Source organism: Deinococcus arboris (assembly GCF_009755355.1).
In the GTDB taxonomy this organism is placed as follows: Bacteria; Deinococcota; Deinococci; order Deinococcales; family Deinococcaceae; genus Deinococcus; species Deinococcus betulae.
This window is the reverse complement of the sequence record NZ_WQLB01000011.1, coordinates 54,584-66,551: the sequence shown is the minus strand read 5'-3', so window position 1 is coordinate 66,551 and position 11,968 is coordinate 54,584. Positions and strand designations below refer to the sequence as shown.

The window sequence follows — 11,968 nt, the reverse complement described above, 5'->3', positions numbered from 1 at the left end:
ACACCCTTATGGTGAGACCAGAAAGGGCCCGCCAAATGAGGGACAATCTTAACGAGCGTTGCAAAAAGGGGGCTACCGCCGACTCCTGTGTGGCGGCTGTCTACCGAGCATGTCGTGAGGTCAGCCGCGCTGGACCTCAGTGGCAACGCTTAAAAAGCGTGTGAGACAGCGTTAAAGAGGACGGCCGGTTCCAACAAAGCCCTCAACCACAGCGTTCAGAGGGTAGCAAATCCCTGAAGCTCATTTTCAAACAGGACGGCCCGGCAGGCGCTCGCCACTATCTATTCCCCACTCACTGCTCCTGACGACTGACGCAGCCAGGCCTCCAGCTCCTCGGCGGGCGGCAGCCCTGCGGTGGGGGCCGCAATCCGCACGCCGTTGCGCCCCGACTGTTTCACGTGATAGAGCGCCTCGTCGGCCTGCCACAGCGTACGCGTGCTGGACCACGGCCCAAAGGACGCCCCACCAACCGAGACGGTCACGCCCCCCAGCGGCGGCGCAAACTGAAGGGCCGACACCGCCGCGCGCAGGCGCCCCGCAATCTGCGGCAGCTGGTCACCCGGCACCCGCCGCAGAATCACGGCGAATTCCTCGCCGCCGTAGCGGTAGGCGCGGTCACGGCCCCGCAGGGTGTCGGCCAGCACGCGCCCGACGGCCGCCAGCACCTCATCGCCGACCGGATGCCCGAACTCATCGTTCACGCGCTTGAAATGGTCCAGATCAATCAGGAGCAGGGCGTCGCCGGGCTCGGTCAGGGGGAGGTCCAGCTCGAACTGGCGGCGGTTGGGCAGACCGCACAGCGCGTCTTGCAGGGCCTGAAGCCGGAACTGGTCGCGGCTTTGTAGTAGGGCCACACGGCTGGTAATCATGGTGGCGCACAGCCAGAACCCCACCAGGTGAAAGGCCAGTGCGGGCAGATACACGCGCATCAGGGTCTCGGCGTCGCCCAGCAGCAGCCGGGGCCACTCGATAGGCAGAAAGATCAGGCCCACCGCCCAGCCGTAGCGCTGCAAAGACCCCTTGGCATCTTCCATATTCAGGGTCCAGCGCAGGGCGTGGGTCAGCCCCACCACCGCCAGCAAGTTCAGGACGCTGGGCAGGGCGTCGTGAGCCGGACCAGCCAGCGGCAGCAGGGACGACGGCAGACCCACCAGCACCCCCAGCCAGCCCCCATACCGCAGCGTCATCAGGGCCACAGGCACCAGACTCAGCTCAATGCGGGCGCCCGACGCTTCGGGCGTGGCCATCAGATACAGCACGGTGGTGGTCAGCACGGTCAGGCTCAGGCGCAGGGACTTGAGCTGCCAGCCGGGCGGCGGCGGCCAGGCGCGGTAGGTCAGGCTCAGCAGAAAAGAAAACGTGACCAGCACGCTGAGGTTGACAAAGAGGCTATGCAGCAGGGCGAGATTCACGGCAGGCAGGTGACTCCGGGAAGCGGCGGGCGGCGGGGAACAACCGGCAAAACAGTGTCCCCGGAGCCACATCGGCGCTGGTGCAGAACGGAGAACAGCTGAAAGTCAAGCGTCACTTTGACACGCTGGTCCTGTCTTCTGCGCGCAAAGTGACCGATGCACCCATTAGGGGGGACCTCGGTCATCTGAAAGTGGCGTTCAGAACGATTGAAAGGACAATCCCCTCAACCGCTTCTCAGGCGACTGAAAGGAGTGACCGAAGGCGGCAGAGGCGCCAACAGCCTTGAGGGGGACCGCTGGCGCTCAGAGTGAATCTGGTCACCTCAGCGAGACGGCCCTGTAACGCTCCAGAGAGAGGGAGCATGGCCACTGCCGGGCGCAGAGTTGGCACTTGTTCCGAAGAAGGCAGAATTCATGCCCTTCACCCAGGGCGTGCTCCTGCCGTCTCTGCGCCGTCAGCGAGACGTTCAGCTCAGCACCTCTAGCTCTGACCCAGGCCAACGATCTTACCCAGCGAGATTTCAAGGGCTGAATCAGCTACCCACCGAATTCCCCGATCTGCTCAAACTCAACAATCAACCCCCCAGACCTACCCCGCAGCAATACCGGCCTCCTCGAAGGTTCGCATCTCGCGCAGGGTGGCGGCGGCGCCGCGCAGCAGAGGAACGGCCAGCACGCCGCCCGTTCCCTCACCGAGCCGCAGGCCCAGGTTGAACATGGGTTTGAGACCAAGGTGCTCCAGCTGGGCGCGGTGGCCACGTTCGGCGCACTCGCCAGCCGGAAAAAGAAAGTGGCGCAGGTTCGAATTGAGCGCTACGCCAATCAGGGCCGCGCTGCCCTCGACAAAGCCGTCCAGAATCACGGCGCGCCGCTCACGCGCGGCCTGCAGCATCATCCCGAGCATGGCGGCAATCTCGTAGCCACCAAATTCGGTCAGCACCGCCAGAGGGTCCGTCACCGGGCTGCGCTCAAGGGCGGCGCGCACCACGGCCACCTTATGACTCAGGCGCTCGTCGTCCACGCCCGTCCCGCGCCCAGTCACAGCTTCCGGCGCAGCCCCCAGCATCCGGGCCGTAATGGCGGCGGCGGGTGTGGTGTTGCCAATCCCCATCTCTCCGGGAATAAGGAAATCCGCGCCGTCTTCAATGGCCTGCTGGGCGGCGCGCGCTCCGGCCAGAATCAGCTGCCGGGTTTCCTCTTCGGTCATGGCGCTTTCCACCCGCAGGTTGCGGCTGCCGCGCCGCAGGGCGGCCCGGATGAGGCCCGGATGGTCCGGCAAATCGGCATTGACGCCTGCGTTCATGACGTACACGCGCGTACCAGTGGCGCGGGCAAGGGCGTTGACGGCCGCGCCCCCCGGCCCAGCTTCCGTTTCGGCCAGGAAATTGGCGAGCATGGCGGGGGTCACCTCTGGCGGATAGGCGCTCACACCTTCACTGGTCACGCCGTGGTCGCCGGCGGCCACGATGACGGCGGCCCCCTGGGGGTGCGGACGCTCCGTGCCAAATACCCCGGCCAGCCGGATGGCCAGCGCTTCCAGGTCGCCCAGGGCGCCGCGCGGCTTGGTGAGCTGGTCCTGGCGTTCGGCGGCCCGCGCCAGAGAGTCGGGGCAGGGGTCGGGAAGGTGGTCAATCAGGTCGCGCAGCGCGCCAGCGGTGTGGGAAGAATCAGCATTCATACTCAACCTCTCAGTTTCAGGGGAAGGCCGCTGACCAGCAGCCAGGCTTCATGACTGCTGGCCGCGCAGGCCTGATTGGCGCGGCCCAACACATCGCGGTAGCGCCGGGCCAGCGCATTGTCGGGCACGATCCCAAGGCCCACCTCGTTGGTCACCACGATGCTCAGGCCGGGGCGGCTCAGGGCGGCGTCCAGCAGGTCCGCCGTGGCGCTGGCCAGGTGGTCCTCGGTCCAGTCGGCCAGCAGCAAGTTGCTGACCCACAGGCTCAGGCAGTCGAGCAGCACCACGGGCGTCTGAACGCTATGAAGGGCTGCTGTCAGGTGCACCGGCTCCTCGACGGTCAGCCACCCGGCGGGGCGGTCCGCGCGGTGGCGGGCAATGCGGTCGGCCATCTCGCTGTCCAGGGCCTGAGCAGTGGCCAGGTAGGTGACGGGGAGACCTGACCCAGCCGCCAATCCTTCGGCAAAACGGCTTTTGCCACTGCGCGCGCCGCCTGTCACGAAGAGGAGGCGCCCTGGCCGCGCGTCCGCCGCTGTCACAGAAGCCCCCGCACAACGTCCCAATCCATGCTGGCTTTGATCTGCGCGGCGATAGCGTCCAGGCGGGCGTCAAGGCTGTCGAGTTCACGCGGCGCAGGCAGCCCGGCCCAGCCGAGAAAGCGCTCCAGATAGGCCGGGTTTTCCAGCAGGCCGTGCAGGTAGGTGCCGCGCACGTTCCCCTGACGCCACAGCCGCCCAGGCACCAATTCCTGCACCTGCGGCCCGCTGCGGGTCTGCCCGTGGTGTATCTCGTAGCCGCTCAGGGCGTAGCCCGTTTCGGGGTCGGTGATGTCTGTATTCAGGGTGGTCTTGTCAAGAGCGAAGTCAGTGTGGAGATCCAGCAGGCCCAGGCCCGGTACAGACGCGCCGCCCTCTACCCCCAGGGGATCGCTCAGGGTCTGGCCGAGCATCTGAAGCCCCCCGCACACGCCAAACACGGGCAGCCCTTGCCCGGCGAGGCGCGTGGTGGCCGCCGCCAGCCCGCTTTCCCGCAGCCAGCGCAGGTCGGCCGCCGTGCTTTTGCTACCAGGGAGAATGACCGCCCGCGCTCCTTCCAGCTCGGCCGGAGTGGAGACCCAGCGCGCCCGCTCGCCCAGCGGCGCAAACTCGTCAAGATTGGACACGCGCGGCAGGCGGGCAATCGCCACGAAGCCTGCGGACGGGTCCGGGGCCGCGCCAGACCGGTCCAGCGCCACCCCATCTTCCTCGGGGAGCGGGATGTGCAACCACGGCACCACGCCCACGGTGGGCACGCCGGTCTGCGCCTGGAGCCACTCGGGCGCGGGCGCGAGCAGCCGGGCGTCACCCCGGAAGCGGTTGAGGATGAAGCCCTTGAGGAGCGTGCGTTCCTCGGGGGTCAGGCAGTGCCAGGTGCCCAGCAGATGCGCGAACGCGCCGCCCCGGTCAATGTCGGCGGCCAGCAGCACGCTGGCCTGGGCCTCAAGCGCCACCCGCATATTCACGATGTCGCTGCTTCTCAGGTTCACTTCGGCGGGGCTGCCCGCCCCCTCAATGACGACCACGTCGTACTCGGCCAGCAGGCTGTGAAGTGCCTCCTGCACGAAGGGCCACAGGCGGGGCTTGCGCTCACGCCAGGGCAGGGCGGTGATTTCAGGCTCCACCCGCCCAAGCAGCACCACCTGACTGCGGGTGTCAGCTTCCGGCTTAAGCAGCACCGGGTTCATCCGCACGTCGGGCACCACCCGCGCGGCGCGGGCCTGGACCAGCTGGGCGCGGCCCATCTCTAGCCCTCCCCCGGCCTGACCGTGCGGCGTCACCCCGGCGTTGTTGCTCATGTTCTGGGCCTTGAACGGCGCGACCCGGTAACCCTCATTGGCCAGCGCGCGGCACAGCGCCGCGCACAGATACGATTTTCCGGCATTGCTGGTGCAGCCCTGCACCATCAGCGCGCGGCCTGGACGTTTACTCATGTGTCTCCCCTCCCAGCGCTTGCGAGGACTCTGCCGGGGCCAGCACGGCCCTGAGCGCCGCCACCAGCGCCGCATTCTGCTCGGGCGGGCGGGTGCTGACCCGGATGCAGCCCGGCAGGCCATAGCTGGCGCAGTCACGGACCTTGATGCCGCGTGCCCACAGCTGGCTGGTGACCGCCGCAGCCTCCCCTACCCTGAGGGTCAGAAACGGCGTGCCGTGATGCTCGACCTCGCCAAGAGCCCGCAGCTGGCCCGCCAACTGGGCGGCGCCCGCCTGCACCTGCGGCAGGGTCTCGTCCAGAAAGGCCGAGGCGCCCGGCAGCCGTTCCAGCAGGGCGGCCGTTCCAGCGCTCAGGTGCCACGCCGGGGCGAGGTTGTCGAGCCGGGCACACAGGTCGGCGCTGGCCAGCGCGTAGGCGGGGCGCGCGCCGACCAGGCCATGCGCCTTGCCGGGGGACAGCAGCCGGAGCACCTGTGGGTGGGCGGGGGGTGGGTCCAGTGTTGTGAACGGGGCGTAGGCTTCGTCCACCACAATCAGGGTGCCCTGCTCCTCGGCGCGGCGCAGCACCAGAGGCCAGGCCGAAGCGGGCAGGATGCGCCCGGTGGGATTGTGCGGCTGCCCCACATAGAGCAGCGCTGTGTCTGCTGGCCACGGCCGGGTCAGGTCGTCCAGCACAGACAGCGGGGACCGCGCCAGCGCCACCGCCCGCGCCAGCTCTCCGAATGGCGCGTGCAGGCTCAGCACCGCCGCCCCTGGGGGGACCAGCGCCCGCACGCAGCGGTGAAGCAGGTCGGAAGCCCCGGTGCTGAGGGCCACCTGCGCCGGCGTGGTGCCGTGCCAGGCCGCCAGCGCCTCACGCACCGCGTGGTAGGTGGGGTCGGGATACTGGGTGCGGTCGGCGTCCCTGACCGCCTGGAGCAGGGCAGGATTGGGGCCGAACGGGTTGCTGTTGACGCTGAAATCCAGCCCGCTGAACGGCACCTGCCCTGGGCCGCCGTGCGCCGCGCGGGGCAGCAGCGGCGGCAGGGCCGCCGGGGTCAGGCGGGTCACCGGGCCACCGGGCGCCTGCGTTGGTGTAACGGCCAGAGCAGCAGCGCGGCCGTGGCCAGCATCAGGCTGCCGCGCGCCAGCACCAGGGCTCGGGCAATATCGCTGTGGTGCGGAGGGCGACCCGCTCCGTTCAGCACATACAGCGGTTGTCCCGCCGCATCCCGTTTGTCCAGGCGCAGGCCCAGCGCCCCGGCAAAGGCGCTCATGGGGTGCCCGGCGTTGGGACTGAGGGGCGCGCGGCGGTCGGCGGCCCACACGCGCCAGCCGCGCCCACCAGCCGCCGCCAGGGCACACAGGGCCGTCAGCCGTGCCGGCAGGAGGTTCAGCAGGTCGTCGGCCCGCGCCGCCGCCTTGCCGGCGTCTTCCAGGTCGGGCGTGCGGTAGCCCCACATGGCGTCGGCGGTGTTGGCATAGCGGTACACCGCCGCCAGGGGCAGGCCGCCCACGCGGTAGGCCAGCAGGGGGGCCACCACACTGTCCGACAGGTTCTCGGCCAGGCTTTCGATACAGGCCCCGGCCACCTCGCTGGCCGTGAGGCCGCTGGTTTCCCGGCTGACAAGGTGCCACGCCAGCAGTCGCCGGGCTTCGGGCAGGTCGCCGCCCTGGAGGGCGCGCTGCACCTGCTGGGCCGCGTCAAACAGGGCCTTCCGCGCCAGCAGAGGCTTGAGGAGCGCCCCTTGTAGCGGCCAGGGCAGCGCGTTCCCCAGCGTCGCCACCGCGCCGGTCAGCAGCGCGCCGCCCAGCCAGGACCGTGCGCCTTCCTCCAGCTGACCCCGTGGGGTGGTGGCCGTCCAGGTCCGGCGCGCCCGCTTCAGGAAGCGGCCCATCCAGACGACCGGATGCAGCGCGGCGGGTGGCTCGCCCAGGACGTCAAGCGTCAGGGCCAGCAGCAGCGCGCGGCGGCTCATCTCGCGGCCTCGGCGCAGCGCTGGACCAACCGCCGCGCCATGGCGGGGTCCGCCGCGTAATGCAGGTGCAGGTAACTGGCGAGCACGTTGCCCCGCGCGTACCCCTCGGTCACCTCTTCGCCGCCCCGGCCAGCAAACTGGTAGGCGGGATGGGTCGGCGGGTGGGTCAGGTGCGAGTAGTGGAATTCGTGGCCGCGCACGCCCGCGCCGGCCGGGCACAGCGGAGACTCCTGCAGGGCCTGCGCGTCACGGTAGCCCAGGGTCAGCGAGGACGCCATGCGGGTGCGGTAGGGCACCACCCCGCACATCGGCCACGTCTCCCCTCCGGTCTCCAGGTGCTCGGCGAGGTACATCAGGCCGCCGCATTCCGCCACGACTGGAAACCCAGCGCCGGCAAAAGCGCGCACGCTCTGCCGCATGGCGGCGTTGGCACTCAGCCCGGCGGCGTGGACTTCGGGGTAGCCGCCCCCCAGCAGCAGCCCCGAGCTGCCCGGCGGCAGGCCAGCGTCCCGCAGGGGGCTAAATGGCACCAATTCTGCGCCGGCCAGCCTCAGTTCATCCAGCGCGTCCGGGTAGTAAAAGTGAAAGGCCTCGTCCAGCGCGTAGGCAATGCGGACGCGCGGCGTGGGAAAGGTCAGGGCTGGCGTGCTGGCGTGTCCCTCGTCGCCGCTGGGGCTGACATCGGCCGCTTCCCACAGGTCGTCCAGCCGCAGGTGGGCTGCAGCACTCAGGGCGGCGGCCTCGTCCCAGTGGGCCTGCTCGGCACTCAGGAGGCCCAGGTGACGTGCGGGCAACTCCAGATGCGCGTCGCGGGAGACATGACCCAGGACCGGCAGCCCCACCTGCGCCAGGGCGACCTCGCACAGCTCGGCGTGCCGGGCGCCACCCACCCGGTTCAGGATGACCCCCGCCACCCGGAGCCCTGGCCGGAAGTCGCGCAGGCCCGCCGCGAGGGCCGCCACGGTGCGCGCCATGCCGCCCGCGTCAATCACCAGCACCACTGGGGCGTCCAGCTGACTGGCCAGGTCGGCCGTGCTGTGTTCATCGCTGCTCGGGTCACGGCCGTCGTACAGGCCCATCACGCCCTCGATCAGCGCGAGGTCGGCCCCCGCCGCTGACCGCTGGAACAGGGCTTTCATGCGCGTCTGTGACAGCAGAAACGTATCGAGGTTGCGCGCCTGCCATCCCGCCGCGCGGCTCAGGTGGGTTGGGTCGAGGTAGTCGGGGCCAAATTTATACGGCTGAACCGTGAGGCCGCGTCCGCGCAGCGCCAGGCACAGCAGCGCCGTGACGGTGGTTTTGCCACTGCCAGAGTGCGGCGCCGCAATCACCAGCCGCCTCATGCGTTCCTGCATGTCGCCGAGCCCACGATCAGTACTCGATGCCCAGTTGCCCGCCAATCCCTGCGGCGTAAGCATGCTTGACCGGCTGAATCTCGCTCACCGTATCGGCCAGGGCTACCAGCTCTGGCAGGGCGCCCCGGCCGGTAATCACCACATGCAGCCGGGGGTCGCGGGCCCGCAGCGCAGCTTCCACCTCGGTCCACTCCACCCAGCCGTATTTCAGGGGATAGGTGAACTCGTCCAGAACGATCAGGTCGTAGTCGCCCGACAGCACCGCTTCTTTGGCGAGGGTCCAGCCGTGCGCCGCCAGCTCCGCGCTGTTCTCGAGGTCGCGTGACCGCCAGGTCCAGCCGTCGCCCAGCCCCTGATAGGGCAGCTGGAGCGCGTCCAACGTGCGGTGTTCCCCGAATTTTGCAGTGTCGTGCTTCAGGAACTGGAACATCTTGACGCGCAGGCCACGGCCGTGCGCCCGCATCATCAGGCCCAGCGCGGCGGTGGTCTTGCCCTTGCCCTTGCCGGTGTTCACGATAATCAGGCCGCGCCGCCCCTTGCTCACCCCCTCTTTCTTGCGGTAAGCGTCGCGCTGCTCGGTCAGCTCGCGCATGGCCCGCTCGCGGCGTTCCTGGGTGGACTCGCCGGGCACGGTGTCGCCCATCATTTCAGCGCCTCAGGGTGCAGCCAGCGAATCAGGCTGCGCAGCGCGGTGACCAGATTCGGGCCGGGGCGGCTCAGGGCGTCGCGCTCTTCGGGCGTGGGGTTAAACACCTGACCAGAGGACACTGCACGCAGGCTGCTCCAGCCGGGGCGCCGGCGGGCTTCATCCAGGGTTAGGCCTACCATGACCTGCGGATCACTTTTGACAATCAGTTCCGGGTCCAGTTTAGGAAAGTTGCCCAGCCGCGCGGGCACGATGGTCTGGCCGCCCGCCTGGCTGATGAGCGCTCCAATGAATGAGTTGGGGCCCACCGAATAGGGCGCGGGGTCAACCTCGTAGTAGGTGCTGACCTTGGGGCGGCCGATCACCAATTGTTGCAGGCCATTCAGGTCACTGCGCATGCGGGTGACCAGGCGGGTGGCGTTGACCTCGCGGTTGGTGAGTTTGCCCAGAGTGGCGATCTTCTCGAAGACTTCCTTGTAGGTCTGGGCGGTGCCGCCGTAGACCGTCAGGCCCGCCGCCGCCAGTTTCTCGGTCAGGCGCGAGCCGCTGGATTCGTCGGCCAGGACGAGGTCGGGTTTCAGGGCCGCGATGGCTTCAAGGTTGGGCTGATAGGCGCTGCCCACCTTGGGCAAGCGGTCAACGAGCGCCTTGGGGGCATTGCTGTAGAGGTCCACTGCAATCAGCTTGTCAGCGGCGCCGATGGCCTCCAGGGTCTCGGTGTGGCTGGGCAGCATCGAGATGATTCGCCGGGGCTCGGCGCGCAGGGTGACCGCGCGTCCCAGATCGTCGGTGACCGTCAGCGGGTATCTGGTGGCCGACGCGCCCGACAGGGTTGCCGCGGCCAGCACAGCCGTCAGATTCAGGCTCCAGCGAGCAGGGGTAGGGACGAGGGAACGTGGGTGGGGCATGAAAAGCTCCGGCGTGCGGGGCGAAAACAGGCCACCTGTGCGGGCGCACGAAACAGAAAAACCCGCCAGGGCCTGGGGCCGGAAAGCAGGTCGCGTTCATGCGTAACTGCGGCCCTCTGACAGCGAGAGGTGCCCCGCCGTGAGGCGAGACGTCCCTGAGAGGCATTCGGGCTGACAGGTGGGAACTGTATTCCGCACCTGATTACCGCTGCGCGACAGCGCCGGACTGGGCCGCTCGGAGAGCAGACCTTCACCGGACTTCCCCTGGCTCAGGTGCCCCGAGCCTATCAGACGGATTCCGAGGCCACCGCTTGCGAGGACGGTTCAAGCCGAGTGGTACGGATTCTGCGTCATGACCGCACAGCGCAGAAGGGCGCCGTCTGCGCCTCCACACGGCGAAATCTGCCGTTGTTCTCGCCCTTTTGCGAATCTCTTCGAGGCTGCTGCATCGCTTTTCAAGGCCGCTCGATATCCATTGGAGGCCGTACAAGGGGCGCAGAAGTCCAGCGGGTTCCAGGCGCACAACTTCTGTGCTGGTGTCTGGGCCTGACAGTTGGAAGTTGTCTCAGCTGGCGCAGCCCGTGCGGTTACGGTGCCTCGGGCGGCACCAGCGCGACCAGCCACCACGCCGCCCCGCCGCCGTCCACCTTGCCCCGGTCCAGGGTGACCCGCGTGCCCGGCGGCGTGACCACCGCGTTCAGGCCCACGGTGACCCGCAGGGCGGCTTGCAGGCTGCCCGCATGGGCAAAGGCCAGCACCTCGCCGCTGCTGGGCAGAGCGTCCAGCCAGTGCCGCACCCGCGCGTGAAAGGCGCGCCCCGTCTCGCCCCCTGGTGGGCCACCGCCCGAATCAGGGTCGGCCAGGGCCTCTATCCAGGCGCGCGGCGCGGGCCCGTGGCGGGCTTCCAGCTCGGCCCAGGTCAGGCCAGCCATCACCCCAAACTGCGCTTCGGTCAGCTCGGGGGCGGGGGCGGCGTGAGGAAAGCCGGCCAGCGCCGCCGTCTGCCGCGCCCGCAAGCGCGGGGACGCGAACACGGTCGCCCCCTCATTCACGGCGCCGCGCAACTTCAGAGACCGCGCCAGTGCCTCTCCGGCGGCGGAAAGAGGAGCGTCATCGTGTGCCAGTGGATAGCGGCCCTCGCGGTTGCGGGCTGTGGGCGCGTGCCTCACCAGATGCAGGCGCAGGGTCACGCCCGGCCCCAGGCATAGGCTCCCAGCGCGCCCAGTTCGGCGGCCACCACCACCAAGCCGTAGATATCGCCGCTCAGCCCACCTCCCAGGCGCCCGGCCGCAAACCGGGCCGCCAGCCAGCCACCGGCGCCCGCCGCCAGCGCGGCCTGCCAGCCGCCGGGGAGCAGCAGCACCGGCACAGTCAGCAGCAGCGGCACCCAGACGGCGCCGCCGCGCGACTGCCCGCCCAGGCGACTGCTGCCTGCCACCGGGAAAGCGTTCATGACGCCCCACATCACCGCGCGGCCCAGCACCGCCGCCACCACAGCGGCGTAGGCAGGCAGGCCCGCACCCAGCAGACTCCACAGCAGCAGCAGGGCCACTACCCCCGTGGCCAGCCCAAACGCCCCGACATATACGTCATGCATGATTTCCAGGCGCCGTTCTGGCGAGCGTGGCGCCAGCAGCGCGTCGGCGCTGTCCACCAGGCCGTCAAAGTGCATCAGGCCAGTGACCGCCAGCCAGGCCCAGACAGCCAGCGCCGCCTGCACGTTCGCCGGCAGCGGAAGAGGCAGCCACAGCACCAGGGCGGCGGCGCCCCCCACCAGATACCCCACCAGCGGGTAATAGGCGCTGGCCCGCCGGAACTCCTGGGCGCCCACATTCCCTGGGTCGGGCAGAGGAATGACCGACAGAAAGGTGACGGCCAGCTGAGCCGCCCGCCACTGTGTCCAGAACCTACCCATCCAGAACCCACGCTTCACGCCGCCCGTTCTACACGACGGCGAGGGAGAAGGCCTACTTTGCGCCCAGAGCAACCTCAGCCGCAGTGCAGCGGGCGACTGTCCACACAAGCCGGGCAGCAACTGCCA

General features: G+C 69.2%; 11 protein-coding genes. All 11 read right to left on the bottom strand.

Going from position 1 to position 11,968, the window contains the following annotated elements; genetic code table 11:
* Positions 1-281: 281 nt before the first annotated feature.
* The 11 genes from GO986_RS23430 to GO986_RS10040 all read right to left on the bottom strand — a co-directional run bounded on the left by GO986_RS23430 (position 282) and on the right by GO986_RS10040 (position 11,860).
* Entirely contained in the window at positions 282-1,412 is a 1,131-nt protein-coding gene (locus GO986_RS23430; protein WP_198170578.1) for a GGDEF domain-containing protein, read from the bottom strand.
* Positions 1,413-2,001: 589 nt separating this feature from the next.
* Positions 2,002-3,090 (bottom strand): nicotinate-nucleotide--dimethylbenzimidazole phosphoribosyltransferase, encoded by a 1,089-nt coding sequence (gene cobT, locus GO986_RS10085; RefSeq protein ID WP_157459166.1) that lies wholly within the window; start codon positions 3,088-3,090, stop codon positions 2,002-2,004.
* Between the two features lie 2 nt (positions 3,091-3,092).
* On the bottom strand, positions 3,093-3,629 hold the full coding sequence (gene cobU, locus GO986_RS10080; protein WP_369409284.1) for a bifunctional adenosylcobinamide kinase/adenosylcobinamide-phosphate guanylyltransferase: 537 nt from the start codon (positions 3,627-3,629) through the stop codon (positions 3,093-3,095).
* Positions 3,626-5,032 carry a cobyric acid synthase gene (locus tag GO986_RS10075; RefSeq protein WP_198170583.1) on the bottom strand — a complete coding sequence of 469 codons (1,407 nt, stop codon included), beginning with the start codon at positions 5,030-5,032 and terminating at the stop codon, positions 3,626-3,628. Before GO986_RS10075 ends, cobU begins: the two co-directional genes overlap by 4 nt.
* A gap of 19 nt (positions 5,033-5,051) precedes the next feature.
* Positions 5,052-6,110 (bottom strand): pyridoxal phosphate-dependent aminotransferase, encoded by a 1,059-nt coding sequence (locus GO986_RS10070; protein WP_369409283.1) that lies wholly within the window; start codon positions 6,108-6,110, stop codon positions 5,052-5,054.
* Positions 6,107-7,018: a CobD/CbiB family cobalamin biosynthesis protein gene (locus GO986_RS10065; protein WP_157459163.1), complete on the bottom strand. Its 912-nt coding sequence runs from the start codon at positions 7,016-7,018 to the stop codon at positions 6,107-6,109. Before GO986_RS10065 ends, GO986_RS10070 begins: the two co-directional genes overlap by 4 nt.
* A complete protein-coding gene (locus GO986_RS10060) occupies positions 7,015-8,361 on the bottom strand; it encodes a cobyrinic acid a,c-diamide synthase CobB (protein WP_157459162.1) in 1,347 nt (448 codons plus the stop codon). Before GO986_RS10060 ends, GO986_RS10065 begins: the two co-directional genes overlap by 4 nt.
* 28 nt (positions 8,362-8,389) lie before the next feature.
* Positions 8,390-9,019, bottom strand: coding sequence for a cob(I)yrinic acid a,c-diamide adenosyltransferase (cobO, locus tag GO986_RS10055; protein ID WP_439648707.1), 630 nt, complete (start codon positions 9,017-9,019; stop codon positions 8,390-8,392).
* Positions 9,016-9,927, bottom strand: coding sequence for an ABC transporter substrate-binding protein (locus GO986_RS10050; RefSeq protein WP_157459161.1), 912 nt, complete (start codon positions 9,925-9,927; stop codon positions 9,016-9,018). The genes cobO and GO986_RS10050 overlap by 4 nt, the downstream gene beginning before the upstream one ends.
* Positions 9,928-10,514: 587 nt before the next feature.
* Positions 10,515-11,117 carry a histidine phosphatase family protein gene (locus tag GO986_RS10045; protein ID WP_369409282.1) on the bottom strand — a complete coding sequence of 201 codons (603 nt, stop codon included), beginning with the start codon at positions 11,115-11,117 and terminating at the stop codon, positions 10,515-10,517.
* Entirely contained in the window at positions 11,114-11,860 is a 747-nt protein-coding gene (locus GO986_RS10040) for an adenosylcobinamide-GDP ribazoletransferase (protein ID WP_369409281.1), read from the bottom strand. The genes GO986_RS10045 and GO986_RS10040 overlap by 4 nt, the downstream gene beginning before the upstream one ends.
* Positions 11,861-11,968 lie beyond the last annotated feature (108 nt).